The following is a 24,115-nucleotide window of genomic DNA, read 5'->3' as shown; positions in this document are numbered from 1 at the left end:
GAGCCGGTGCGGGAGACTGGGCGACATGGCGGCTCGTGGCTTCCCGTATACCGATCTCAAGGACTTCATCGCGGCGCTGGAGCGCGCGGGGGAGTTGCGCCGGATCGACGTCCCGGTTGATCCGACGCTGGAGATCAGCGAGGTGGTCACCCGCACGGTGCGGGCCGGCGGCCCGGCGCTGCTCTTCGAGCGTCCGACCCGGGGCGAGATGCCGGTGGCGATCAACCTGTTCGGCACCGAGAAGCGGATGGCGATGGCCCTCGGCGTCGACTCGCTCGACGAGGTCGGCGCCCGGATCGGCGCGATGATCAAGCCGGAGTTGCCGGTCGGCTGGTCGGGCATCCGGGAGGGCCTCGGCAAGGTCATGCAGCTCAAGTCGGTGCCGCCGCGCAAGGTGAAGACCGCCCCCTGCCAGGAGGTCGTCTACCGGGGTGAGGACGTCGACCTGAACCGGCTGCCGGGATTGCAGGTCTGGCCCGACGACGGCGGGATCTTCCACAACTACGGGCTGACCCACACCAAGCACCCGGAGACCGGCAAGCGCAACCTCGGCCTGTACCGACTCCAGCAGCACGGCCGCAACACCCTGGGCATGCACTGGCAGATCCACAAGGACTCGACAGCGCACCACGCTGTCGCCGAGCGGCTCGGGCAGCGCCTGCCGGTCGCGGTCGCGATCGGCTGCGACCCGGTCGTCTCGTACGCGGCCAGCGCGCCGCTGCCCAGCGACATCGACGAGTACCTGTTCGCCGGGTTCCTGCGCGGTGAGCGGGTGGAGATGGTCGACTGCCTCACAGTGCCGTTGCAGGTGCCGGCGCACGCGCAGATCGTGCTGGAGGGCTACCTGGAGCCGGGTGAGCGGCTGCCCGAGGGGCCGTTCGGCGACCACACCGGCTTCTACACGCCGGTCGAGCCGTTCCCCGTGCTGCACATCGAGGCGATGACCATGCAGCGCAAGCCGGTCTACCACTCGATCGTCACCTCGAAGCCGCCGCAGGAGGACCACGGCCTCGGCAAGGCCACCGAGCGGATCTTCCAGCCGCTGCTCAAGCTGATGATCCCGGACATCGTCGACTACGACCTGCCGGCCGCCGGCGTCTTCCACAACTGCGCGATCGTCTCGATCCGCAAGCGCTACCCGAAGCACGCGCAGAAGGTGATGAACGCGATCTGGGGCGCACACCTGATGTCGCTGACCAAGCTGATCGTGATCGTCGACGAGGACTGCGACGTGCACGACTACAACGAGGTCGCCTTCCGGGCCTTCGGCAACGTCGACTACGCCCGCGACCTGCTGCTCACCGAGGGGCCGGTGGACCACCTCGACCACTCGTCGTACCAGCAGTTCTGGGGCGGTAAGGCCGGCGTCGATGCGACCCGCAAGCTGCCCACCGAGGGCTACACCCGCGGTTGGCCGGAGGAAATGAGCATGAGCCCGGAAGTCGCCGCCCTGGTCGACAAGCGCTGGAAGGAGTACGGAATCTGATGGCCGTCATCGACGCACCGACGGCGAAGCCGGGCCGGACCAAGTCCTTCCTGAAGCTCGTCGCCGTCGAGCACTCCGTCTTCGCGCTGCCCTTCGCGTTTCTCTCCGCGCTGGCCGCGATGCAGGGTGCCGGCGGGCGGGTGCGATGGCTCGACCTGCTGCTGATCACCGTGGCGATGGTCGGCGCGCGGACGTTCGCGATGGCTGCCAACCGGATCCTCGACCGCAAGATCGACGCGCGGAACCCACGTACCGCTGGTCGGGAACTGGTCACCGGAGCGGTGAGCGTGCGGACGGCCTGGACCGGTGCGGCCGTCGCACTCGTGGTCTTCCTCGTCGCCGCCGCCCTGCTCAACCCGCTCTGCCTGGTGCTCGCGCCGCTCGCCGTGGTGCCACTCGTCGTCTACCCCTACGCCAAGCGGTTCACCAACTGGCCGCACGCCATCCTCGGGATCGCCCAGGCGGTCGGCCCGGTCGGCGCCTGGCTGGCGGTCACCGGCACCCTGGACGGCTCCGGGCCGGCCTGGCTGCTCGGCGCGGCAGTGGGGCTGTGGATCGGCGGCTTCGACCTGATCTACGCCTGCCAGGACTCCGAGATCGACCGGGAGATCGGCGTGCACAGCGTTCCGGCCCGGTACGGTCGGCGCTTCGCGCTGCACGCCTCCACTGTCGCGCACGTGGTGACCTTCGCCCTGTTCATCTGGTTCGGTGCGCTGATCGGTCTCGGTTGGCTCTGGTGGATCGGGCTGGCACTGACAGCTGTGGCGTTCGCCTACCAGCACGTGGTGGTCACCCCGACCGACCTCAGCAAGGTCAACCGGGCGTTCTTCACCGCGAACGGGTTCGTCGGCATCGCGCTGTTCCTCTTCGCCCTGCTGGACCTGGTGATCCGGCTCGGTCTACGGCCCTGAGGCTGGGTGACCCGGCTCGGCCTACGGCCCCGGGGCTGGCGGGGTGGTGCTGACCGGGTAGCGGGCGCTCTCGAAGGTCCAGTCGATGGTCCCGCGCACGGCGTTCGCGATCCCGTCGAGATGGTCGGCGACCGTCTCGTCCAACGCCGGCCCGAACGACGGCACCGTGGCACGCAACGCGACGAAGCGCCGCATCGCCTCCCGCCAGCGCTCGGCCGCCCGCTCGGCCGCCTCCGCCTCCGGAACGCCCAGTTCGGTCTCGATGGCGAGGACCAGGTTGTGCCCGCCGGCGGTCACCCGGTCCCGTTCCAACGAGGCCAGGTCGTTGTACCAGGAGAGCAGGTCGTTGCCGGTGCGGGCGATCTGACGCAGCAGCGGGTGGTGGTAGACCGGGTCGGGCAGTGGCCGGCCGCTGACGAACTCCACGAGCGGATACGACACCTCCGCTGCCGACGTCGACCGACGTAGCTCGACGTATTCGTCCACGCCGGGACGGCGGCCGGCCTCCTTGGTGACGGCCTCCTGCCAGGTGCCGTCGAGGTGTCGGGCCACCGCGTCGGCGAAACGCTGCCGCCACCGTGCCGGCATCCGGCGGCGCGGCTCCCGCCAGGCCAGCACCAGCAGTCGCCGCAGCGGGCCGGTCAGCCCTGCCTGCCGCAGCCGGGTGCCGCCGTGCAGCAGCGCCAGGGTGCCGTTGCGCAGCGCCCGGATCTGCTCCGGCGTCAACCGATTCGGCCCGTCGCAGGCGTCGTCGACAAGGAAGAACCAGGTGAACAGCGCGGCCAACATCCGCAGGTCGGCTTCGGTCGCCGCCGGGTAGAGCCGCGCGGCGTACCGGGCGAAGGCGCCCCGGGACAGCCGGCGCAGCGCGACGTCGTCCAGTGGAAGGCCAAGCTCGGGCAGCAGACCGAGCAGCCAGTCCTGCACACGATCGGTGTGTGGTGGTGGAAGTCGGGGCGGGATCGGACATTCGGCACGCAGCGTCCGGAGGATCTCGCCGGTCGTCACCGATGCCTCCTCTTCGAGATGGTTCCGGTGCGAATCGCCAGCGGCAGCATGCCAGGTCGGTGGGGTGGACAGGTACCCCGTCCGACATGTCGGACCGGACCAACCCCGGGGGTGCCCACCAGCGGGTCAGCCGGACCAGGCAGGCTGGGGGCATGCGGGAACCATGGGTGGTCGGGGTCTCCGGTGCCTCCGGGACGCCGTACGCGGCGGCCGTCATCGGCGGGCTGCTCGACGCGGGCGAGCCGGTGGACCTGATCGTGTCCCGGGCGGCACGACTCACTGTGCTCGACGAGACCGGCCGATCCTTCCGTGACGGGCACTGGGCCGAGGACCTCGCCGCCTGGCTGGATCGGGACCTGACCACTGCGGATGTGCGGCACTGGCCGGCCGGCGACCTGGCCGCAGGGCCGAGCAGCGGCTCCTACCGGGTACGCGGAATGGCGGTGGTCCCGGCCAGCACGGCCGCCTGCGCGGGCATCGCGATCGGGCTCTCCAAGGACCTGTTGCAGCGCGCCGCAGAGGTCAACCTCAAGGAACGCCGTCCCGTGGTGCTGGTCCCCCGGGAGACACCGGTGACCCGCAGCCACCTGGAGCACCTCATCGCCCTGCACGACGCGGGCGCTGTGGTGCTGCCGGCCAGCCCCGGCTTCTACGGCGCCGGGGCGGCGGCCAGCGCGCAGCAGTTGGTCGACTTCGTGGCCGGCAAGGTGCTGGACGCGCTCGGCGTCAAGCACACCCTGTTCCGGCGGTGGTCCGGCCAGCTCGGCGCAGCCCGCAACTGAGCCGGCGCGGCCCGAAGCGACGCCGTCCCGCTCGCGCTGGGCCGTCCGCTCGCGCGCTGGCATCGTTGCCGCTGCTCAGCACGAGCGGTGCTGCCGCCCGGCGGTTGGCCGAAGCGGGACGCGGACCGGACTGGTGTCCGGTCCGCGTGGCGTTGTCCGCACCAGTTCAGTACATGCCGGCGTTGGCCGGACCCGGCCCCGTGGATGCCGCCGGCCCCACATTGCGTGGCTTACCGACCTCATCCACCTCGTCCAGCATGCCCTCCCCCTCAAGCAGGGCTCGCACCTCGGATTCCCGAAACCGGCGATGCCCGCCTGGAGTCCGGATGCTTCCTATCCGGCCGGCCGCCGCCCATCTCGTCACAGTTTTCGGGTCTACCCGAAACAGCGCGGCGACCTCACCCGGTGTCAGCAGGCGATCTCCAGTGTCCACAGCCCCCTCCTCGCGTCGACGAAGCCCCCGGCTGAACACACTGCCCCCGGCTGGTGCGTAGCCCAGAGCCGTCATGAGGGACGTATGGCAATTACAGCACCAGGGACATGGCCTGTCCGCCCAAACGCGAAAAATGCACTGAGTGGGGAGTTAGTAATGTTACTGGTGCTACCTCTGCCCTGACCGGCGGTTTATGAACAGTGACTCACCGCTCAGTCCAACGGGTGCCGAAGGCCGCACGTTACGCGTCAGCGGTTAAGGTCACTCTCTGTGGATGCCATCGACCTGAGCCTCGTCGACCTGCTGCGCGGCAACGCCCGCCTCTCGTACGCCGAGTTGGCCCGACAGGTGGGCCTCTCGGCCCCGGCCGTGCACGAGCGGGTCGGCAAGCTGGAGAGCAGCGGCGTGGTGCGGGGCTACCGCGCGGACGTGGCCCCGGAGTCGATCGGGCTGGGTGTCACCGCGCTGATCGGCATCGTCGAGGACTCCGGTGCCGACACCGACGACATGCTCGAGTCACTGCGGGTGCTGCCCGAGATCGAGTCCTGCTACTTCATGGCCGGCGTGGAGTCGTTCCTGCTCAAGGCGCGGGTCGGCACGATCGCCGAGCTGGAGCAGTTGATCGTGCGGTTGAACCGGACGCCGGGGGTGGCCTCCACCCGTACCGCCATCGCGCTCTCCACCAAGTGGGAGAACCGCCCCCAGCCGGTCGGCCCACCCGCGGCCTGACCGCCGCGTACCCCTGGTGTCGCCGGGGCGGCCGGCGGTAGCGTGCGCCGATGACCCCGCCGGCGCGTCCCGTGGCCGTGGTGACCGGCGCTGCCGGCGGCCTGGGCCGCGCCATCGCCGCCGCGCTGCACACCGACGGTTGGTCGGTGCTGCTCACCGACCTCGACCCGGTGGCGGTGCAGACTGCCGCGGCGCCGCTCGGCGGCTGGTCGGCCGCCCTGGACGTCCGGGACGAGGCCGCCTGCGCCGCCATCGCCGCGAACGCGGCGGACCGGGGTGACCTCGCCCTCTGGGTCAACAACGCCGGCATCCTGGTCACCGGGGCGTCGTGGGATCACGACGCCGCGACCCGCCGTCGGGTGCTCGACGTGAACACCCACGGCGCCATGAACGGCACCCTCGCCGCGCTGAGCGTGATGCGGGGGCAGGGCCACGGCCACGTGCTCAACGTCGTCTCGTTGGCCGGGCTCGTCGCCGCGCCCGGCGAGACGGTGTACGCGGCCAGCAAGCACGCCCTGCTGGCGTTCAGCCTCGGCACCCTGTCCGACCTGCGGATGGCCGGGTACCGGGGGGTGCATGTCTCCTGCCTCTGCCCGGACGGCATCTGGACCCCGATGCTGCATGACCGGCTGGACGACCCGGGTGCGGTGGCCTCGTTCACCGGATCGATGCTGACCGCGCAGCAGGTGGCGGCGCGGGCGGTCCGGCTGGCCCGCCGGCCACGTCCGGTGGTCAGCCTGCCTCGCTGGCGGGGAGCCCAGGTGCGCCTGTTGGACGCACTGCCCAGGTTGGCCGTCGCGCTCACCCCGCTGGTCCGGGCCACCGGCCGCGCCGGTCAGCGCCGCCAACGCCGCAGGTCAAAGCCGCCGGACCCGCGCTGACCACCGCTGGCCCGCTTGCTAGGTTTCCGAGCGTGACTCATCTCGACCGGTGCGACGAATCCAGCCGAACCTGGGTGACCGAGGCGATCGCCGCCGTCGAGGCAGACGCGAACCGGTCCGCCGACACCCACCTGCTGCCGTTCCCGCTGCCTCGGGAATGGGGGATCGACCTCTACCTCAAGGACGAGTCGTCACACCCCACCGGTTCGCTGAAGCACCGGCTGGCCCGCTCACTGTTCCTCTACGGGCTCTGCAACGGCTGGATCGGGCCGTGCACCACGATCGTCGAGGCGTCGTCGGGTTCCACGGCGGTCTCCGAGGCGTACTTCGCCCGGATGCTGGGCCTGCCGTTCATCGCGGTGATGCCCGCCTCCACCTCGCCCGAGAAGATCTCGCAGATCGAGTTCCAGGGCGGCCGGTGCCATCTGGTGGACGACCCGGCGAGCGTGGTGGTCGAGGCCCGGTGGCTCGCCGAGGACTCCGGCGGGCACTTCATGGACCAGTTCACCTACGCCGAGCGGGCGACCGACTGGCGGGGCAACAACAACATCGCCGAGTCGATCTACGCGCAGTTGGAGTTGGAGCGGCACCCGATCCCCGCCTGGGTCGTGGTGGGCGCCGGCACCGGGGGCACCAGCGCGACCATCGGCCGCTACGCCCGGTATCGCAGGCTTGCCACCAAGCTCTGCGTGGTCGACCCGGAGAACTCGGCGTTCTATCCGGCCTGGCTGGCCGCCGACTGGTCGGTACGCACCGGCAAGGGCTCCCGCATCGAGGGGATCGGCCGGCCCACAGTCGAGGCGTCGTTCCTGCCCTCGGTGGTGGACCGGATGGTCCAGGTGCCGGACGCGGCGTCGCTGGCCGCCATGCGCGCTGGATCGGCGCTGCTCGGCCGCCGGGTGGGCGGGTCCACCGGCACCAACCTGTGGGGCGCGTTCGGCCTGATCGCCGCGATGCTCGCCGAGCGTCGGACCGGCTCGGTGGTGACGTTGATCTGCGACCCGGGCGACCGGTACGCCGACACGTACTACGCCGACGACTGGGTGGCCGCCCAGGGCCTCGACCTGACCCCGCACCTGGCCACCATCGACCGCTTCCTGGCCAGCGGGGCCTGGCCCGCCTGAGGCCGATCGGCGGGGCCTGCCGCCGGTCCGGTGATCAGCGCGGGTCGATCCGTTCGGCCAGCCCGGGGTAGCGCACCACGTAGCCGCTGTCGTCCAGATCGATGTCGGCAGTGAAGGTGCCGCTGGCGAAGCGCACCCGACCCGGCCCGAGCCCGGTGTAGATCTGTTCCGCCGGCACCACCTCCAAGCCGGGCAGCAGCACCCAGGCAACGGTGATCCGGTGCGCCACGTCGGCCGGCTCGGCCGCCATCCGAAGCCGGTGGACCGGCAGGGTGTTGAACAGCGGCGAACCGCTCAGGTCGACGTCGAGCGCGTCGGCCAGCCGGTCCGGGTCGTCCGTACCCGGCAGACCGGCCCGGCGATGACCGGCCGCGACCAGGGCCGCGTCCAGGTCGCCCTGCTCGGCGGTGGTCACCCTCCAGCGGCCCGCGGCCCGCTCCAGGGTCACCCGGCGCAGCCAGCCGAGACCCTCTGCCTCGACCTCGACGCGGGTGGTGGCCCAGTCCGGCGTGGTGGTCAGCTGGTAGCGGGCGGTCCACGGGATCGGGTCCACGGCGAGCAGAGTGCCCCGGGCCGCCAACCCGTGGCCGTCGTCGAGCAGAACCTGCTCGCTGCCGGCGGTGTCCGTCCGGGACCAGAAGATTGACTTCGGCATGGTCGGCATGAGCCGGACGTTACGCGACCTGCTCGGTATCGGCAGGGCATGCGCGAACGCCGCCGTGAAGCCTGGGCTTCACGACGGCGTTCGGTGGATCAATCAGTGGGTACGCGCTGCCGGTCGCCCGCCGAACCCGCGCCGATCGTCACGCGGGCGGTCCTCGCGGGGCCGGTCGTCGCGGGGCCGGTCATCCCGGACCCGGCTCTCCGGGCGGAACCCACCCCGAGCGTCCCGGTCGCCGAAGCGCCGCTCACCCTGCGGCCGGTCGCCGAAGCGCCGCTCGCCGGTCGGTCGGTCGCCCCGACCGTCGCGGTCACCGAACTGCGGACGGTCGCCGAACCGACGCTCGCCCTGCGGACGGTCGCCGTGCCCCCGGGTGTCCCGATCGGCGTAACGCCGCTCGCCCTGCGGCCGGTCACCGTAGCTGCGGTCGCCCTGCGGGCGGTCGCTGTGTTGCCGCTCGCCCTGCGGCCGGTCGCCGAAGCGCCGCTCACCCTGCGGGCGGTCGCTGTAGCTCCGGTCGCCCTGCGGGCGGTCGCCGAAGCGGCGCTCGCCGGTGGGCCGGTCGCCGTAGCGGCGCTCGCCGGTGGGCCGGTCGCCGAAGCGCCGGTCACCCTGCGGGCGGTCGCCGAAGCGGCGCTCGCCGGTGGGCCGGTCGCCGAAGCGCCGGTCGCCCTGCGGACGGTCGCCGTAGCGGCGCTCGCCTCCCGTGCGGTCACCGAACCGACGCGGGCCGCCGGAGCGGTCGTCGTATCGGCGCGGCCCGCCGGAGCGGTCGCCGTAGCCCCGGGGCTCCGCCTCGACGCGAACCGGGACGCCGCTGGGCTCGCGGGCGCCGACCAGTTCGGCCAACGCCGCGTCCCCGACCCGGACCCGGGTCTCGGCCGGCGCGACGCCGGCCTTCTCCATCATCGCCAGGGTGGTGCGACGCTGCTTGGGCAGCACCAGCGTGGCGACAGCGCCCGACTCGCCGGCCCGGGCGGTACGCCCCGCGCGGTGCAGGTAGTCCTTGGGGTCCTTCGGCGGGTCGACGTGCAGCACCAGGGTGACTCCGTCGACGTGGATGCCTCGCGCCGCCACGTCCGTGGCGACCAGCACGTTCATCCGGCCCTCACGGAACTCGGCGAGCGTCTTGGTGCGCATCCGCTGGGTCTTGCCGCCGTGCAGCCCACCGGCGCGTACGCCGACGGCCGCGAGCTGCTCGACCAGCCGGTCCACCCCGAGCTGGGTACGGGCGAAGACCATGGTCCGGCCGTCCCGGGCGGCGATCGAGGCCGCCACCGGGAACTTCTCGTGCGGCGGGATCAACAGCATGTGGTGGTCCATGGTGGACACCGAAGCGGTGGACGGCGCCGTGGAGTGGGTGACCGGGTCGGTCATGAACCGCCTGACCAACGCGTCGACGTCACCGTCCAGGGTGGCCGAGAAGAGCAGCCGCTGACCGTTCGCGGGCGTCTTCGCCAGCAGATCGGTCACCTCGGGGAGGAATCCCATGTCGGCCATCTGGTCGGCCTCGTCGAGCACCGTGACCTCGACGTCGTCGAGCTGGCAGATGCCCCGCTCGATGAGGTCGCCGAGCCGGCCCGGGGTGGCCACGATGATCTCCACGCCGCGGCGCAGCGCGTCGATCTGACGGTCGTACGGAACGCCGCCGACGGCGGTCTTGAGGAAGATGCCGACGGACTTGCCCAGCGGCACCAGAGCGTCGTTGACCTGCATGGCCAGCTCGCGGGTAGGCACCAGGACCAGGGCGCGCGGACGCATCGGCCGGGCCCGGTTGCGGGTGGCCAGCCGGGCGATCATCGGCAGCCCGAACGCGAGCGTCTTGCCCGAGCCGGTCTGCCCGCGGCCCAGCACGTCGCGGCCGGCGAGCGCGTCCGGAACGGTGGCCCGCTGGATCTCGAACGGGCTGGTGATGCCCTGCTGCGCCAGCGCGCGGACCAGCGGCTCGGGCAGGCCGAGAGCGGCGAAGCTCATCGGCTCGGCGGTCTCGGTCGGCTCGGCCTGCGCGGTCGCTACCGGCGGGGTGCCGGCTTCGCTCGGGGCGACGTCGAGCTGCTCCCGGGCGGCGTCGGCCGCCGGGACTGAGTTGAAAACGGACGTAACGGTGCTGGGGTCAGCAGAGGTGGTCAACAAAAACCTTTCGAGCGGGGCGCATCTTCGCGATGGCCTGCCGCGGCTGTACCGCCGGATCGCCCGCAAGATCGCCCAGGGGCGCACACCACGCGCGCCGGGTCAGTGATCTCAGCCAGTGTACGGCGGTCTGGCGAAGCCGCCAGCCGGTTGACCGACCGTAGTGGGCGGACTCACCATCGCTGGCCCTCGCTGGCTCACCCCTTGAGCACGCTGCCCACCAGACCGTCCAGGGCGTCGCCGGCCAGCAGGACGACCATGACACTGATCGCGACCAGCAGCCCCAGAGCGGCGGCCAGGACGATCATCACCCGGGCGTTGCTGGACCGCTCAGCCGGCGTGTCGGACCAGCCCTGGGCCAGGATGTGCCCGGTCAGCGAGCCGGAGGTCTCCACCGCGTTGGCGGGTATCGCGACAGTGGTGAAGCCGGCCCCCTCGCCGTTGCCGTAGACGGTGCCGGCCAGATCGGTGCGGCTGTCGTGCCGCTCACCACGGGTGCCGGCAGCGTCCCGTCCGGCGGAACCAGCCGGTGGGCCACTCGGCGGCGCGGTCACGCGGGAGTTCCCGGGGTTCCCGGTCGACGCTGGGGCACCGGCGGTGGACGGTGGCCAGCTCGGCAGCGCTGGTGCGGGCACCACCGGCGGCGCGGAGGCAGGCGCACCGGCCCATCCGGCACCGGACGTCGGCCGGGTCGCCCCACCGGGGGACGGCCACCCGGCCGGCGGTGCGGAGACCGAAGCGCTGGCTCGTACGCCGGGCGTGTCGATCATCGCGGGCGGCGGCGGGAACGGCGGTGCCGGCATCGGGCCGGGCGGGGCCGGTGGTGCCGGCACCGGCGGACCGGGTGGCGGCAGCGGCGGGCTCGGGACGGGCGGCGTCGGCGGGCCGGGGATGGGCGGCACCGGCGAGGGCGGCGGGGTGGGCGGGCCCGGAACGGGCGGAACCGGACCGGGTGGCGGCGTGGGTCGAGGACCCGGCGTCGGCACCGGACTGGGCGGGTACGGGCCAGGGGCCGGCGCGGGCTCCGGTTCCGGTGGCGACGGCTGGGTCGGCCCGGGGCCGGGTGGCGTGGGGTCCGGCTCCGGCTCCGGAGTCGACGGCGTCGGAGGCTGGGCCGGCTCGGCACCCACCGGCGCGGCTCGATAGACGCCGGGCGCGCTCTCGCGGCGGTCCGGGGTGCCCAGGGCGCTGGCAGTGCCCCGGCTGCTGCTCGGAACCGTGGCGCTGGCCCGGGCCGGCGCGGAGGAGTCGCTTCGCTGCCCCGGCAACGACACGTCGGCCGGGCTGGCCGAGCCGGTCGCACGGTAGGTGGTCGCGGTGACCGGAGCGCTGGCCGGCAGATCACTGCGGAGAGCACCGGCGGTCACGACGCTGGCACGTGCGCGGACCGGTGCCGCGGCCGGGCTCTGCCGCTCGTCGCCGCCGGCGGATGCGTCGTCGTCGGCCTCGGTCGAGGCGTCCGCTGCCGTGTCGCTGCCGACCCGGCCGCTGACAGCAGGTGCGGCGTCGCTGTCAGCGGAGCCGGCGTTCGCCGAGATGGTGTCGCTGCCTGTCGAGCTGCTGGTAGCCGGGCTGGCGTCGCTGGCGGCCACCGGGTCGGCGGTGTCCGGCCCTGGTGGGCCGGCCTGGTCGACCACGGGGTCGACAGTCTCCGCCGGATCTCTCTGCTCGGCCATTTCCGCCCTCCGCGCCATGCTCGCACCCGGACCCGTGACGTCGAGTCGGATGTGCCTGGTTGTCACGGTGCCACAGATCTTCCCGAGCGGACAGCCGGAGCCGGTCGTGGCGGATCAGCCAGTGGCGCTGGGGCTGCCCGCGGCGCTGGGGCTGCCCGTCGCGCTCGTGCTGGCCTTCGGCGTGGTCGTCGGAGAGGTGCTGCCCGTCGCGCTCGTGCTGGCCTTCGGCGTGGTCGTCGGAGTGTTGCTCGGGGTGTTCGACGGCTTCGGCGTGGTGCTGCCGGTGGGGGTGGGCGTCGGGGTGGTCGTCAGCGTCGGCGTCGGAGTGGGCGTCGGCTTGGTGGTCTTCGTGGGCGACGGTGTCGGCGTCGGCTTGGTGGTCTTCGTGGGCGACGGTGTCGGCCTCGGCTTCGGGGTCGAGACCGGCGGGGTCGGATTGGTCACGACCGGGGGTGCCGGCACCGCGCCGATCACCCGGGTGGCGGCGTAGAGCCGGGACCAGCGGACGACCGAGATCTTGACGACGTCGCCAGTGGTGGGCGCCTGCACCATCTTGCCGTTGCCGATGTACATGCCGACGTGGTGGATCGTCGTCCAGCTGCTGCCCGAGGCGAAGAAGAGCAGGTCGCCGGGGAGCAGCGCGCTCTGCGGGACGGTGCGGCCCCGGGTGGCGGCGTACTGGTCGCGGGAGACCCGGGGCAGGTCGAAGTAGTCGGCGCCGGGGGACCGGTACGCCGCCCACATCAGGCCGGAGCAGTCGAACTGGTTCGGCCCCTCCTCGGACCACTTGTACGGATCGCCGAGTTGGGCGAGCGCGTACCGGACCGCGGCCAGCGCCCGGGGGTGCGCGGCCATGCCGCTGATGCTCTGGTTGGAGACGTAGCCAGCGCCGATCTGCTGCTCGGAGGCTTCCTGCTGACGTTCGATCTCGATCAGCGCGGCGGCGTTGTCCCGGCGCAGCTTGAGCAGGCTCGCCTCGGCGGTGCGGAGCGCCGTCTCACCGGCGGTGAACTCCGCCTCGGCGGCGACGAGCAGATCCTTGGCCTGGCTGTGCTTCTGGTACGCGGTCTGCTCGCCGGCGCGGGCCCGGGACAGCTCCCCGGCCACGCCGGTGGTGCCGCCGTCGACCTTCTCGCCACGGGTGATCGCCTGGAGGCGGCTGAGCCCACGGATGTCCTGGGCGAAGTCGCCCGGCGGCAGCGCGGCGGCGGCCTTGACTGCCTCGGCGGCGGCGGTGTCGGCCGTCTGCTGGGCCCGGAGCAGGGCGTCCTGTGCGGTCGCCAGCGCCTTGCCGGCGGCGTCGAGCTGCGCCTGCGCATCGACGCGTTTCTGCCGCTTCACGAGCAAATCCTCGCCGAGCGCGCCGACCTGAACCTCACCGGCGGAGATCGCGGTGGCCAGCGGACCGTTGCCGATGTTGACCACCGGAGGGGCGGGTACGCCAGCGACCGGCGCGCCGCCGGGCAGCTGGAGCGAGCCGGTGACCGCCGGGCGCGAACCGGTGTCCGGCACTGTGGTCGGCACGCCGGGCTCCGCGTACGCCGGGGTGGCCAGCACGGCCGCGGCGATCGCGCCGAGCAGGGCGGCCCAGAGCTTCGGACGCAGGACCGGCGAGATCACCGGGCTCCGTCGTCGCTGCCGTCGCCCGCGCCCGCTGTAGACCATGCCGCTCCCCGTCCAACCGCTCGTCGCCGCGCTCGGTGGGCGCGACCGCCGGGACGGTACCAGTGTGTGTGTTCCGCCCCACCTTGTTACTACCGCACCGCGCCACTCATGTCGATGCGTTGTCGGGTTACGGGAGGCTGAGAGTCTGGTGAAGTGGGTCGCTGCCGGCGACCGTGCCGCCGGGTCCGTCGGCACCGCGACGTACGCTCGATCCGGACCGCAGGTGGAAGGGACGTGCCATGGACGCCGGACTCAAGCGTGAGCTCGAAGCGAAGGTGTACGCCGGTGAGCGGCTGACCCGGGAGGACGGGGTCGCCCTCTACGAGAGCGACGACCTGACCTGGCTGGGGCGGCTGGCGCACCACAAGCGCACCGAGCTGAACGGCGAGCGGGTGATGTTCAACGTCAACCGGCACCTCAACCTGACGAACGTCTGTTCGGCGTCCTGTGCGTACTGCTCGTTCCAGCGCAAGCCGGGCGAGAAGGACGCGTACACGATGCGTATCGACGAGGCGGTCCGCAAGGCCAAGGAGATGGAGGACGAGCAGCTCACCGAGTTGCACATCGTCAACGGCCTGCACCCCACGCTGCCCTGGCGTTACTACCCGAAGGTGCTGCGCGAGCTGAAGGCGGCGCTGCCGAACGTCAAGCTCAAGTGCTTCACGGCGACCGAGGTGCAGTGGTTCGAGAAGATCAGCGGTCTGAGCGCCGACGAGATCCTCGACGAGCTGATGGACGCCGGTCTGGAGTCGCTGACCGGTGGCGGCGCGGAGATCTTCGACTGGGAGGTCCGGCAGCACATCGTCGACCACGCCTGCCACTGGGAAGACTGGTCGCGCATCCACGCCCTGGCGCACAGCAAGGGCATGAAGACCCCGGCGACGATGCTGTACGGCCACATCGAGGAGCCCCGGCACCGCGTCGACCACGTGCTGCGGCTGCGCGAGTTGCAGGACGAGACCGGCGGCTTCGCGGTCTTCATCCCGCTGCGCTACCAGCACGACTTCGTCGACTCGGCGGACGGCAAGATCCGTAACCGGATCCAGGCGCGCACGACGATGGCCTCGCCGGCCGAGTCGCTGAAGACGTTCGCCGTCTCCCGGCTGCTCTTCGACAACGTGCCGCACCTGAAGAACTTCTGGGTGATGCACGGGCTGTCGGTGGCTCAGCTCTCGCTGAACTTCGGCGTGGACGACCTGGACGGCTCCGTCGTCGAATACAAGATCACCCACGACGCCGACTCGTACGGCACCCCGAACACCATGCACCGGGACGACCTGCTGCACCTGATCTGGGACGCCGGCTTCCAGCCCGTCGAGCGGGACACCCGCTACAACGTGGTCCGGGAGTACGACAAGGCCCCGTCGCTGGCGCAGCGGCGCGCCGAGCCGCAGCAGGTCTGGGCCTGAGCCACCACGTACCCTCGCAGTCGATGACCGAGCAACGAGGACCTGAGCAGCAGGGCGGCTTTCCCCGCCGGGACGCCGAGGGCCGCATCCGTACCCTGGGCGATCTGCTCGGGGTGTGCCTGGCTGGCCTGGTCATCGGCGCGCTCGCGTTGGTGCTGTTCGACTGGGCGTTCGCCTCGATCGGCGCCGGCGACTTCGGGCACACGAACGGTTGGCTGGCGGTGATCCTGCCGGCCTGGCTGTTCTGGGACGACTTCCGGGCCTGGGAGTTCGGCGCGGCCCGGGTGGTGGCGGCGGTGGTCGCCGCTGCCGTCGGGGTGTTCGCCGGGCTGCTGATCGCCGGTCTGGGCGCGGGGTTGCCGCCGCTGCTCTCCGGCGCGTTGGCGGCGGGGGCGTTCACTGTGGCGTACGCGGCCCTCTGGTTCCCGGGTGTCCGCTGGCTGGCCCGCCGGACCGGCTGACCACGACCGCCCGTCGGGCGGCTCGACCCTTCCGCCGTCAGTGGCGGGCGACGGAGAGAACGGAGTGGTGCGGGTGAGCGCCGCGCTCAAGTACACGCTGGGCCGGATCGGGCTGTTCGTCGCCGTGCTGGCGGGCCTCTGGCTGGTCGACATGAACGTGTTCCTGAAGCTGATGCTGGCGCTGGTGTTCTCCGCCGCGCTCTCCTTCTTCCTGCTGCGCGGTTGGCGGGACGAGATGGCCGGGGAGATTGCCGAAGCGGCCGAGCGCCGCCGCACCGAGAAGGAACGCCTCCGTTCCGCCCTGGCCGGCGAAGACCAAACCCCCGCCCCCGACCCCACCGACCCCCCACGTTGATCAAGAGGTTTGCGTCACCGGAAGCCGTTCTGGTGACGCAAACCTCTTGATCAACACGTGCGGGGGTTGGGTCTACCAGTTGGTGGAGCCGGGGACCTTGGGCCAGGGCTTTGACGTCGGCTTGATCAGGTACGCGATGCCGCCGGAGCCACCGGAGACGCCACCGCTGGCGTTGGTGCGCTTGGTACGCAGCCAGATCTGCTCGAACTGCGCACGCTTGTAGACGTTGCGCACCACGTCGTTGCTGGACGAGGCCGGGTCGTTGACGATCACGTCGCCGTCGGCGGTGAAGCCGACCACCACGAAGAGGTGCCCGGAAGTGCCGTAGTTCGCCCCGTCCAGCTCACTGGCGAGGAAGGACTGGCTGGTCACGACGGGGATGCCGGCGGCGATGAAACGCTCCAGCTCGTCCAGTGAGTGCAGCCGGGTCACCCGGCCCTCCAGCCCGGGGAAGCTTGCCGCGTACGCGGTGTTGAACGGCCAGTTGCCCGCCCCGTCGTACGCGTAGTCGTAGGTCATCCGCGCGGCGTGGTTGACAGTCGGGTCGGGGTAGGTCGGGTCCACCCAGGAGGTGTCGGCCGCCGACGGTTGGCGTCCCCAGTACTCGACCACCATCTCCGTCGAGGTGGGTGAGCACCACGCCTCGCCGCCGCCGTCGTACTCGGGGTAGTGCCCGGAGTGCACGTTCTGCGAGTAGCGCGGCACCGGCAGCTCCCGGCCCCAGGCGATGTGCCCTGCGCTCGGCGGCACTGTGAACCGGTCCGGCACCGTGGAACTCATCGCGCCCAACATCCGGACCACCGGGGCGGCGCTCTGCCCGGGTGTGCGGTAGAGGGTCAGTTTGAGCTGGTAGGACCGCAGCAGCACGCCGGCGGTGGCGTCGTCGATGCTGAAGGTGTCGGTCCAGATCGTCGACCAGGGGTCGCCCTGCCGGTTGACGCTGGTCCGCAAGATGTCGGTGTCGCCGGACGCCCAGCGACCCAGGACGTACCACGGGGTCTGGTCGCCGCTGGTGTAGCTGCCCTGCATCTCCACCTGGATCCAGGTGCCGGCGGGGGTCTCCGCGTTCCAGGAGGCGATCAGCTCGGTGGCGTCGAACCCGACAGGGGTCACCGGCGAGGTCCAGGTGCCGTACTCCCAGGTTTGGGTGGCACCGGTGTGCGGGTCCGCGTACTCGATGGTGCCGGCCGGGCGGGCCAGTGTGACGCCCGCTCGGGCGCCGGGCACGACGCGGGTGCCGGCCCGGCTGCCCCGGTGCCAGTCGGCAGGCCCGGACCAGTCCTGGTAGGTGATCTGCTCGTCGTGGGCGGGGGCGGGCGGGTGGGCCGCCAGCGCGGGCGCGGCGCTGGTGAGCAGGGTGAGCGTGGTGACGCCGGCGAGGGCGGCCGCGCGCAGGCGGGATCTGGCCATTGGTGCTCCGCGGTGTCGTGGGGGCATCGTCGCTGGTCAGTTTTCCGCTTGGAGGGAAGTTTCGCCAGATGTTGATAGGTGGAAAATCATTGCCGCCATGATGATCCGCTTGGGATGGTCAACGCAGCGATCAATGTTGATATGACCATGTGACAGGTGGTGAAGTGTCCTTCACCGAGCGGGATCTCCCGCCCATCGAGGAGGTAGTCCATGGCCCTCCGCACGCCCATCCCCCTCCGCCGTGTCCTGGTGCTCGCTGTCGTCACCGGGCTGGGCATCGTCACAGTCGCCGCCGGCCCGGTCGGCGCCCGACCGGCACCGGACCGCACCGCTGAGCAGGCCGCCGCCGGCTACCGGGTGCTCGGGCCCCGGACCCTCGACGACCGCAACGCGGTGGCCCGCACCGGAGCCGCCATCGACTACTCCGAACACGGCGTGCTGCACATCTCGGCCACCGCGAGCGAGGCCGCCGCGATCGGCAAGCTCGGCTTCCGGCTGGAACCGCTCGCCCCGCCACCCAACGCCGAGCGCGGCGCCGGCGAGTTCGGCGCGCTTGCCTTCCCGCCGGCCGACTCGAACTACCACGACTACGCGGAACTGACCGCCGTCGTGAACCAGGTAGTCGCCGACCACCCGGCGATCGCCCGCAAGATCAGCATCGGTTCGTCGTACGAGGGCCGCGACCTGATGGCGGTGAAGATCTCCGACAACGTCGGCACCGACGAGAACGAGCCGGAGATCCTGTTCAACTCCCAGCAGCACGCCCGTGAGCACCTGACCGTCGAGATGGCGATCTACCTGCTCAACCTCTTCACCGACAACTACGGCAGCGACTCCCGGATCACCAACATCGTCAACGGCCGGGAACTCTGGATCGTGCCGACTGTCAACCCCGACGGCAGCGAGTACGACATCGCCACCGGGTCGTACCGGTCCTGGCGCAAGAACCGGCAGCCCAACAGCGGCTCGTCCAACGTCGGCACCGACCTCAACCGCAACTGGTCCTACAACTGGGGATGCTGCGGCGGCTCGTCCGGCACCACCTCGTCGGAGACCTACCGGGGGCCGTCGGCGTTCTCCGCGCCGGAGACGCAGGCGCTGCGCACCTTCGTCAACGGCCGGGTCGTCGGCGGGGTGCAGCAGATCAAGGCCAACATCGACTTCCACACGTACTCGCAGTTGGTGCTCTGGCCGTACGGCTACACCACAGCGAACACCGCGACCGGGATGAACGCCGACCAGTACAGCACCTTCGCCACCATCGGTCAGCAGATGGCGGCCACCAACGGCTACACCCCGGAACAGTCCAGCGACCTCTACATCACCGACGGCGACAGCATCGACTGGATGTGGGCCACCCACAACATCTGGGCGTACACGTTCGAGATGTACCCGGGCTCGTCCGGTGGCGGCGGCTTCTACCCGCCCGACGAGGTGATCCCGGCGCAGACCTCGCGCAACCGGGAGGCGGTGCTGATCCTCAGCGAGTACGCCGACTGCCCGTACCGGGCCATCGGCAAGCAGGCGCAGTACTGCGGCGGGGGCGGCGGCACCACTGTCTGGTCGGACACCTTCGAGACCGCCACCGGCTGGACCATCAACCCGGGCGGCACCGACACCGCCACCGTCGGCGCGTTCGAGCGGGGCGCCGCCCAGGCGACCACGTCCTCCGGGGCCAAGCAGCTCACCCCGTACGCCGGGTCCAACGACCTGGTCACCGGCCGGCTCGCCGGCTCGGCGGCCGGTGACTACGACCTCGACGGCGGCGTGACCAGCGCCCGGTCACCGGCGGTGACCCTGCCGTCGTCCGGCACCCTGACCCTCTCGCTCGCCTGGTACCTGGCGCACGGCTCGAACGCCTCGTCGGCGGACTACCTGCGGGTGAGCGTGGTACACAACGGCGGCACCACAGCGCTGCTCACCCAGGCCGGCGCGGCCAGCAACCGTAACGGGAGCTGGGCGGTCGCCAACCTCAACCTCACCCCGTACGCCGGCCAGTCGGTCCGCGTGCTCGTCGAGGCGGCGGACGCTTCCGGAGCCAGCCTGGTGGAGGCGGCTGTGGACAACGTCACCATCACGTCCTCCTGATCGGGTGGGGCCCCGTCCCGCCCCGGCGGGGCCCCACCACCCGTTCCCGAGCCTCTGAATCCGGGACGAATCCCTCGGTGCGTGACGGGTCACCGATCGTGCCGGATCGATCAATCCTTGATCGATCCGGCACGTCCTGGCGGTGCGCTACCGTCTTAGCGACCAGTCCGCAGCGAAGCCGGTGCTCATCCCGGCGCTGTCCCGCAACTGTGATGCCCCACCGGTCGGTGGGGACGAGCCAGGTCGCCTGCGGACCGGTCGCGAAACGCGCTCTCGAGGAAGGGCGCCTCGTGGGCGGGCGTACGAAAGTCCCTGTCGGCGAAGCACCACACTCCTCGACCGACAGGAGGCCCCCATGTTCAGACGTACCCCTCGGCTCTTCGCGGCGACCCTCGCGGTCACCGCGCTCGCCCTCGGCGCCTGCGCCGAGAAGGCCGACGACCAGCCGAGCGCCGGCACAGCGGCCGCCGCCTACCCGGTCACCGTGGGCGCGCTCACCCTCGACAAGCGCCCCGAGAAGATCGTCGTGCTGTCGCCCACCGCCACCGAGATGCTCTTCGCGATCGGCGCCGGCCCGCAGGTGACCGCCGTCGACGACCAGTCGAACTACCCGGCCGACGTGCCGAAGACCGACCTCTCCGCCTTCCAGCCGAACGCCGAGGCGATCGCCGGTAAGAACCCTGACCTGGTGGTGCTCTCCGACGACCGCAACAAGATCGTCGAACAGCTCGGCAAGCTGAAGATTCCGGTGTACCAGACCCCGGCGGCGGTCACGCTCGACGACTCGTACCGGCAGATCACCGAGCTGGGCACGCTGACCGGGCACGCCGACCAGGCCACCGACGTCGCCACCCGGATGAAGGACGACATCGCCAAGCTGGTCAAGGACCTGCCTCAGCGCGCCGAGAAGCTCACCTACTTCCACGAGCTGGGCCCGGAGCTGTACAGCGCCACCAGCAAGACCTTCATCGGCTCGCTCTACAGCCAGGCCGGCCTGACCAACATCGCCGACCCGGCCGACGCGGACGGTAAGAACTTCGGCTACCCGCAGCTGTCCCAGGAGTTCATCGTCAAGGCCGACCCGGACTTCGTCTTCTTGGCCGACGCCAAGTGCTGCCAGCAGAGCGCCGACACGGTCAAGGCGCGCAGTGGCTGGGCGGGCCTCACCGCTGTGAAGAACAACCAGGTGGTCGCCCTCGACGATGACGTCGCCTCCCGCTGGGGCCCACGGGTCGTGGACCTGCTCCGGGTCATCATCGACGCGGTCGCCAAGGTGCCCGCGTGACCGTCGTCCGTCGGTGACCGGGCCGCGACAGGTGTCCGATCCGGCACCAACCGGTCGGCCAGCCGAGCCGCCGCCGCCGTCGTTCTCGCCGGCCGAGCCACGTTCCGTGGCCCGGCCGGCCGGGTTGCCGTCCGGAGCCCGGCCGGCCGGGTTGCGCATGCGGTGGCTGGTCGCGGGGTTGGTCGCGGTGCTCGTCGCGCTCGTCGTCGGGGTGTCGCTCGGCCCGGTGAGCCTGCCCCCGGGCAGCGTCGCCGCCGAGCTGCTCAACCTGTTTCCCGGGGTGCACCTCGACAGCGGGCTGACCGAGCGTGAGATCGCGATCGTCACCGAGCTGCGCCTGCCCCGGGTGGTGCTGGGCCTGCTCGTCGGCGGTCTGCTCGCCCTCGCCGGTGGTTGCTACCAGGGCGTGTTCCGCAACCCGCTGGCCGACCCGTACCTGCTCGGTGTGGCCGCCGGCGCCGGCCTCGCGGTCACCGCGGCGATCGCCCTCGGCGGCGCCGGCCGGCAGGGCACGCTCTCCGGTCTGCCGATGACCATTCCGCTGGCCGCCTTCGCCGGTTCGCTGCTCGCCGTCACGATGACCTACGTGCTCGGCGCGGCCGGTGGGCGACGCGGGTCACCGGCCATGCTGATCCTGGCCGGGGTGGCGGTCTCCGCGTTCCTCTCCGCCGGGCAGACGTACCTCCTGCAACGACACGCCGACAGCATCCAGCCGGTCTACTCCTGGTTGCTCGGCCGGCTGGCCACCGCCGGATGGCACGACGTGCTGCTGGTGCTGCCGTACGCCGCGCTGACCACTGTGGTGGTGCTGCTGCACCGCCGTGAGCTGGACGTCCTCGCGGTCGGCGACGACGAGGCGAGGAGTCTGGGCCTGCACCCGCAGCGCACCCGATACCTGTTGATCGCCGCCGCCTCGCTGGGCACCGCGGCGGCGGTCTCCGCGACCGGCCTGATCGGCTTCGTCGGCATCATCGTGCCGCACACCGTCCGGCTGCTCGCCGGGTCCAGCTACCGGGTGATCCTGCCGATGTCACTGCTGTTCGGCGGCGCGTTCCTGGCGCTGACCGACGTGGTGGCCCGCACCGTCGCCGCTCCGTCCGAGCTGCCGATCGGAGTGGTGACGGCCCTGCTGGGCGGCCCGTTCTTCGTCCTCGTGCTGCGGACCGCCCGGCGAGTGCTCACGTGAGCCGCGAACCCGCCAGCCGCGAGCCCGCCGCCGGTGCGCCTGCCGTCGAGGTGCGCGGGCTGCACGTCGCCCTCGGTGGCACGCCGATCCTGACCGGCGTCGACCTCACCGTCGCCGTCGGCGAGTGGGTCACGGTGATCGGCCCGAACGGCGCCGGCAAATCCACACTGTTGCGCGCCGTCGGCGGCCTGCTGCCCGCGCCGAAGGCGATCACTCTCTTCGGTACGCCGAGTGCCGCGCTGCGCCGTCGGGACCGCGCCCGGATAGTGGCCACTGTGGCGCAGTCCCCGGTGGTGCCGCCCGGCATGTCGGTGCTGGACTACGTGCTGCTCGGCCGCACCCCGTACATCCCGACCCTGGGCCGGGAGTCGACAGCCGACGTCGACGCCGTGCACGAGGTGCTGGGGCGGTTGGACCTCGCCGGCTTCCACCGTCGCGAACTGGCCACCCTCTCCGGCGGCGAACGGCAGCGGGTGTTCCTCGCCCGCGCGCTCGCCCAGGGCGCGACGCTGCTACTGCTCGACGAGCCGACCAGCGCGCTCGACATCGGCCACCAGCAGGACGTGCTCGAAGTCGTCGACCAGCTACGCCGCGAGCACGGCCTGACCGTCCTGGCCACGATGCACGACCTCTCCCTGGCCGGTGAGTACGCCGACCGGATGGTGATGCTCGCCGCCGGTCAGGTGGTGGCCGCCGGGACTCCGTCCGAGGTGCTGACCGAGGAGCTGCTCGCCACCCACTACCGGGCCAGCGTCCGGGTGGTCCCCGGCGCCCACGGCCCGCTGGTGGTCCCCGTCCGCCCCACCCGCCCCTGAGCACGCAGGCGCTGGGTCAGGGGCCCAGGTCGATGACGGAGAAGAGGGCGCCCTGGGGGTCGCGCAGGGCGGCGAAGCGGCCCGCCGGGATGTCGCGGGGCGGGACCAGGATCGTTCCGCCCAGCTCGGCGGCGCGGGCCGCGGCGGCGTCCGCGTCGGCCACCGCGAAGTACACAGTCCAGTACGCGGGCAGGTCGGCCGGGAAGTCGTCGGCCAGCGGCGGCATCATCCCGGCGACGATCTGCGTCCCGAGCCGCCACCCGGTGTACGTCATCGCGCCCACCGCCTGGTCGTCGGGCTGCCAGCCGAACACCAGCTCGTAGAAGACCTTCGCGCCTTCGGGATCGGGGGTGACCAGCTCGTTCCAGCTCATCGCGCCCGGCACGTTGAACAGCTCGGCACCGGCCATGGCCAGCGGCTGCCAGACGCTGAACGTGGCGCCGGCCGGGTCGGCGAAGACCGCCATCCAGCCCCTGTCGAAGACCTCGAACGGGGGGACGACGACCTGTCCGCCGGCCCGTTCGACCCGGCCGGCGACCAGTTCGGCGTCGTCGGTGGCGAGGTACGTCGACCAGATCGGAATCTGGTCCGGGATCGCGGGCGGGCCGGCGCCGGCCACCGGCTTACCGTCGAGCAGGAAGACCGTGTAGCCGCCCGCCTCGGGCTCCGGGGTGACCTGGCCGGTCCACCCGAACAGCTCCGGGTAGAAACGCCGCGCGTCGGTCAGGTCCGGGGTGGCCAGGTCGGCCCAGCAGGGCGTACCCGGCGGGACGGTGCTCACGTCAAGACCCCTCTCGGCCCGGGCGGCCACGGCGGCCCCCTGCCGGAATCCTGGCACCGTCCCGCCGCGGCCCGGGGCGGAAACGGACGAATCGTCAGCTGAACCGGCGACCCTCGTCCCGCCGGTACGCCCAGCCGGCGAGCGCGGCGAGCAGCACCACCCAGACACCGAGCATGATCACTGCCAGCGGCTCCACGTCGTAGTCGGTCGCCGCCGCCCACATCAGTTCGGCAGCGCCCCGGGTGGGCAGGTACGGCGCGATCGTCTCGATGAACCCGGGCGCGTCGCCCGGCGCGGAGAGCAGGCCGCCGCCGAAGGCCAGCGGCAGGAAGAGCACCTGTGCCACCACGATCGCCGCCTTGCTCGGCAGCGAGTAGCCGATGGCGAGCCCCATCAGCGTGAACGGCACCGAGATGACGGCCACGGTGCCGAGGGCCAGCAGGAACGCCGCCGGGGTGACCTGGGCCGCGGTCAGCGTCGCGCCGATCACCACGACCGGGATCAGCGAGAGGTAGGTCAGCGCCAGGCCGGCCAGCACCCGGCCGGCGAACCGCGGGGCCGGCCCCGCCGGCAGGGTCCGGGTGTACGGGTTCCAGGGCTGGTCGCGGTCCTCGGCGACACCGACGCCGTACTGGAAGATGTTGGCGCTCATCACCGAGAAGGTGACCATCGACGCGGTGGCGTAGGTGGCGCCGACCGGATCGTCACCGGCGAACGGCACCACGAAGAAGATCATGGCGGCGGCCGGAAAGAAGGCGCTGCCGAAGACGGCCACCGGGATCCGGATGATCTCCAGGAGTTGGTAGCGGGCGTGGACCAGGGCGAGCTGCACTGTCGCC

General features: G+C 71.8%; 22 protein-coding genes. 13 read left to right on the top strand and 9 right to left on the bottom strand.

The window, feature by feature from the left end; all coding sequences use genetic code 11:
- Positions 1 to 25: 25 nt before the first annotated feature.
- Together OG992_RS19445 and mqnP are read left to right on the top strand one after the other, a co-directional pair.
- On the top strand, positions 26 to 1,486 hold the full coding sequence (locus OG992_RS19445; protein ID WP_238683241.1) for a menaquinone biosynthesis decarboxylase: 1,461 nt from the start codon (positions 26 to 28) through the stop codon (positions 1,484 to 1,486).
- Positions 1,486 to 2,397 carry a menaquinone biosynthesis prenyltransferase MqnP gene (mqnP, locus tag OG992_RS19440; RefSeq protein ID WP_238683242.1) on the top strand — a complete coding sequence of 304 codons (912 nt, stop codon included), beginning with the start codon at positions 1,486 to 1,488 and terminating at the stop codon, positions 2,395 to 2,397. The genes OG992_RS19445 and mqnP overlap by 1 nt, the downstream gene beginning before the upstream one ends.
- Before the next feature lie 21 nt (positions 2,398 to 2,418).
- On the opposite strand, the gene OG992_RS19435 is transcribed toward mqnP, so the two are convergent.
- On the bottom strand, positions 2,419 to 3,405 hold the full coding sequence (locus tag OG992_RS19435; protein WP_238683243.1) for a terpene synthase family protein: 987 nt from the start codon (positions 3,403 to 3,405) through the stop codon (positions 2,419 to 2,421).
- Between the two features lie 152 nt (positions 3,406 to 3,557).
- Here OG992_RS19435 and OG992_RS19430 point away from each other — a divergent pair, with 152 nt between their 5' ends.
- Positions 3,558 to 4,187: a UbiX family flavin prenyltransferase gene (locus tag OG992_RS19430; RefSeq protein WP_238683244.1), complete on the top strand. Its 630-nt coding sequence runs from the start codon at positions 3,558 to 3,560 to the stop codon at positions 4,185 to 4,187.
- Positions 4,188 to 4,353: 166 nt separating this feature from the next.
- Here OG992_RS19430 and OG992_RS19425 read toward each other — a convergent pair whose 3' ends face one another.
- Positions 4,354 to 4,620 (bottom strand): BldC family transcriptional regulator, encoded by a 267-nt coding sequence (locus OG992_RS19425; protein WP_007454516.1) that lies wholly within the window; start codon positions 4,618 to 4,620, stop codon positions 4,354 to 4,356.
- A gap of 270 nt (positions 4,621 to 4,890) precedes the next feature.
- On the opposite strand from OG992_RS19425, the gene OG992_RS19420 reads away from it, so the two are divergent.
- From OG992_RS19420 to OG992_RS19410, 3 genes are read left to right on the top strand one after another with little or no spacing between them, the layout of a single operon-like run.
- Positions 4,891 to 5,349, top strand: coding sequence for an Lrp/AsnC family transcriptional regulator (locus OG992_RS19420; protein WP_030486226.1), 459 nt, complete (start codon positions 4,891 to 4,893; stop codon positions 5,347 to 5,349).
- A gap of 50 nt (positions 5,350 to 5,399) precedes the next feature.
- Complete coding sequence (locus tag OG992_RS19415; protein ID WP_266303963.1) at positions 5,400 to 6,230, top strand: SDR family oxidoreductase; 831 nt, start codon at positions 5,400 to 5,402, stop codon at positions 6,228 to 6,230.
- 32 nt (positions 6,231 to 6,262) lie between these two features.
- Positions 6,263 to 7,354: a PLP-dependent cysteine synthase family protein gene (locus tag OG992_RS19410; protein ID WP_266303962.1), complete on the top strand. Its 1,092-nt coding sequence runs from the start codon at positions 6,263 to 6,265 to the stop codon at positions 7,352 to 7,354.
- Between the two features lie 34 nt (positions 7,355 to 7,388).
- Here OG992_RS19410 and OG992_RS19405 read toward each other — a convergent pair whose 3' ends face one another.
- The 4 genes from OG992_RS19405 to OG992_RS19390 all read right to left on the bottom strand — a co-directional run bounded on the left by OG992_RS19405 (position 7,389) and on the right by OG992_RS19390 (position 13,486).
- Positions 7,389 to 8,018, bottom strand: coding sequence for a putative glycolipid-binding domain-containing protein (locus OG992_RS19405; RefSeq protein WP_238683247.1), 630 nt, complete (start codon positions 8,016 to 8,018; stop codon positions 7,389 to 7,391).
- A gap of 93 nt (positions 8,019 to 8,111) precedes the next feature.
- Entirely contained in the window at positions 8,112 to 9,989 is a 1,878-nt protein-coding gene (locus OG992_RS19400; protein ID WP_266305233.1) for a DEAD/DEAH box helicase, read from the bottom strand.
- 353 nt (positions 9,990 to 10,342) lie between these two features.
- Positions 10,343 to 11,821, bottom strand: a complete 1,479-nt coding sequence (locus OG992_RS19395) for a hypothetical protein (protein WP_266303961.1) — start codon at positions 11,819 to 11,821, stop codon at positions 10,343 to 10,345.
- 114 nt (positions 11,822 to 11,935) lie between these two features.
- Positions 11,936 to 13,486 carry a C40 family peptidase gene (locus tag OG992_RS19390; protein WP_238683248.1) on the bottom strand — a complete coding sequence of 517 codons (1,551 nt, stop codon included), beginning with the start codon at positions 13,484 to 13,486 and terminating at the stop codon, positions 11,936 to 11,938.
- A 239-nt stretch (positions 13,487 to 13,725) separates the two neighbouring features.
- On the opposite strand from OG992_RS19390, the gene mqnE reads away from it, so the two are divergent.
- The 3 genes from mqnE to OG992_RS19375 all read left to right on the top strand — a co-directional run bounded on the left by mqnE (position 13,726) and on the right by OG992_RS19375 (position 15,711).
- A complete protein-coding gene (gene mqnE / locus OG992_RS19385; RefSeq protein WP_238683249.1) occupies positions 13,726 to 14,895 on the top strand; it encodes an aminofutalosine synthase MqnE in 1,170 nt (389 codons plus the stop codon).
- Between the two features lie 23 nt (positions 14,896 to 14,918).
- Positions 14,919 to 15,356: a hypothetical protein gene (locus OG992_RS19380; RefSeq protein WP_238683250.1), complete on the top strand. Its 438-nt coding sequence runs from the start codon at positions 14,919 to 14,921 to the stop codon at positions 15,354 to 15,356.
- Between the two features lie 73 nt (positions 15,357 to 15,429).
- Complete coding sequence (locus OG992_RS19375) at positions 15,430 to 15,711, top strand: DUF4229 domain-containing protein (RefSeq protein ID WP_238683255.1); 282 nt, start codon at positions 15,430 to 15,432, stop codon at positions 15,709 to 15,711.
- A gap of 72 nt (positions 15,712 to 15,783) precedes the next feature.
- On the opposite strand, the gene OG992_RS19370 is transcribed toward OG992_RS19375, so the two are convergent.
- Positions 15,784 to 17,121 (bottom strand): C39 family peptidase, encoded by a 1,338-nt coding sequence (locus OG992_RS19370; protein WP_238687153.1) that lies wholly within the window; start codon positions 17,119 to 17,121, stop codon positions 15,784 to 15,786.
- A gap of 210 nt (positions 17,122 to 17,331) precedes the next feature.
- On the opposite strand from OG992_RS19370, the gene OG992_RS19365 reads away from it, so the two are divergent.
- The 4 genes from OG992_RS19365 (at position 17,332) to OG992_RS19350 (ending at position 22,495) form a co-directional block, all read left to right on the top strand.
- Entirely contained in the window at positions 17,332 to 19,209 is a 1,878-nt protein-coding gene (locus tag OG992_RS19365) for a M14 family metallopeptidase (protein ID WP_238687152.1), read from the top strand.
- Between the two features lie 355 nt (positions 19,210 to 19,564).
- Positions 19,565 to 20,494, top strand: a complete 930-nt coding sequence (locus OG992_RS19360) for an ABC transporter substrate-binding protein (RefSeq protein WP_238687151.1) — start codon at positions 19,565 to 19,567, stop codon at positions 20,492 to 20,494.
- Positions 20,495 to 20,651: 157 nt separating this feature from the next.
- Positions 20,652 to 21,680 (top strand): iron ABC transporter permease, encoded by a 1,029-nt coding sequence (locus OG992_RS19355; protein ID WP_238687154.1) that lies wholly within the window; start codon positions 20,652 to 20,654, stop codon positions 21,678 to 21,680.
- Positions 21,677 to 22,495: an ABC transporter ATP-binding protein gene (locus OG992_RS19350; protein WP_266303960.1), complete on the top strand. Its 819-nt coding sequence runs from the start codon at positions 21,677 to 21,679 to the stop codon at positions 22,493 to 22,495. The genes OG992_RS19355 and OG992_RS19350 overlap by 4 nt, the downstream gene beginning before the upstream one ends.
- A 16-nt stretch (positions 22,496 to 22,511) precedes the next feature.
- Here OG992_RS19350 and OG992_RS19345 read toward each other — a convergent pair whose 3' ends face one another.
- Positions 22,512 to 23,276 (bottom strand): VOC family protein, encoded by a 765-nt coding sequence (locus tag OG992_RS19345; protein ID WP_266303959.1) that lies wholly within the window; start codon positions 23,274 to 23,276, stop codon positions 22,512 to 22,514.
- 94 nt (positions 23,277 to 23,370) lie between these two features.
- A complete protein-coding gene (locus OG992_RS19340) occupies positions 23,371 to 24,108 on the bottom strand; it encodes an ABC transporter permease (RefSeq protein WP_238687149.1) in 738 nt (245 codons plus the stop codon).
- Positions 24,109 to 24,115 lie beyond the last annotated feature (7 nt).

It is taken from the genome of Micromonospora sp. NBC_00362 (genome assembly GCF_026342155.1).
GTDB classification, from domain to species: Bacteria; Actinomycetota; Actinomycetes; order Mycobacteriales; family Micromonosporaceae; genus Micromonospora; species Micromonospora hortensis.
This window is presented reverse-complemented; position numbering and strand designations above follow the sequence as displayed.

What these genes read in the sequence shown, in the direction of transcription:
- OG992_RS19395 (WP_266303961.1), bottom strand. Translation starts at nt 11,821, where the DNA reads ATGGCCGAGCAGAGAGATCCGGCGGAGACTGTCGACCCCGTGGTCGAC.
- OG992_RS19430 (WP_238683244.1), top strand. Translation starts at nt 3,558, where the DNA reads ATGCGGGAACCATGGGTGGTCGGGGTCTCCGGTGCCTCCGGGACGCCG.
- OG992_RS19370 (WP_238687153.1), bottom strand. Translation starts at nt 17,121, where the DNA reads ATGGCCAGATCCCGCCTGCGCGCGGCCGCCCTCGCCGGCGTCACCACG.
- OG992_RS19360 (WP_238687151.1), top strand. Translation starts at nt 19,565, where the DNA reads ATGTTCAGACGTACCCCTCGGCTCTTCGCGGCGACCCTCGCGGTCACC.
- OG992_RS19405 (WP_238683247.1), bottom strand. Translation starts at nt 8,018, where the DNA reads ATGCCGACCATGCCGAAGTCAATCTTCTGGTCCCGGACGGACACCGCC.
- OG992_RS19445 (WP_238683241.1), top strand. Translation starts at nt 26, where the DNA reads ATGGCGGCTCGTGGCTTCCCGTATACCGATCTCAAGGACTTCATCGCG.
- mqnP (WP_238683242.1), top strand. Translation starts at nt 1,486, where the DNA reads ATGGCCGTCATCGACGCACCGACGGCGAAGCCGGGCCGGACCAAGTCC.
- OG992_RS19380 (WP_238683250.1), top strand. Translation starts at nt 14,919, where the DNA reads ATGACCGAGCAACGAGGACCTGAGCAGCAGGGCGGCTTTCCCCGCCGG.
- mqnE (WP_238683249.1), top strand. Translation starts at nt 13,726, where the DNA reads ATGGACGCCGGACTCAAGCGTGAGCTCGAAGCGAAGGTGTACGCCGGT.
- OG992_RS19415 (WP_266303963.1), top strand. Translation starts at nt 5,400, where the DNA reads ATGACCCCGCCGGCGCGTCCCGTGGCCGTGGTGACCGGCGCTGCCGGC.
- OG992_RS19365 (WP_238687152.1), top strand. Translation starts at nt 17,332, where the DNA reads ATGGCCCTCCGCACGCCCATCCCCCTCCGCCGTGTCCTGGTGCTCGCT.
- OG992_RS19390 (WP_238683248.1), bottom strand. Translation starts at nt 13,486, where the DNA reads ATGGTCTACAGCGGGCGCGGGCGACGGCAGCGACGACGGAGCCCGGTG.
- OG992_RS19355 (WP_238687154.1), top strand. Translation starts at nt 20,652, where the DNA reads ATGCGGTGGCTGGTCGCGGGGTTGGTCGCGGTGCTCGTCGCGCTCGTC.
- OG992_RS19400 (WP_266305233.1), bottom strand. Translation starts at nt 9,989, where the DNA reads ATGAGCTTCGCCGCTCTCGGCCTGCCCGAGCCGCTGGTCCGCGCGCTG.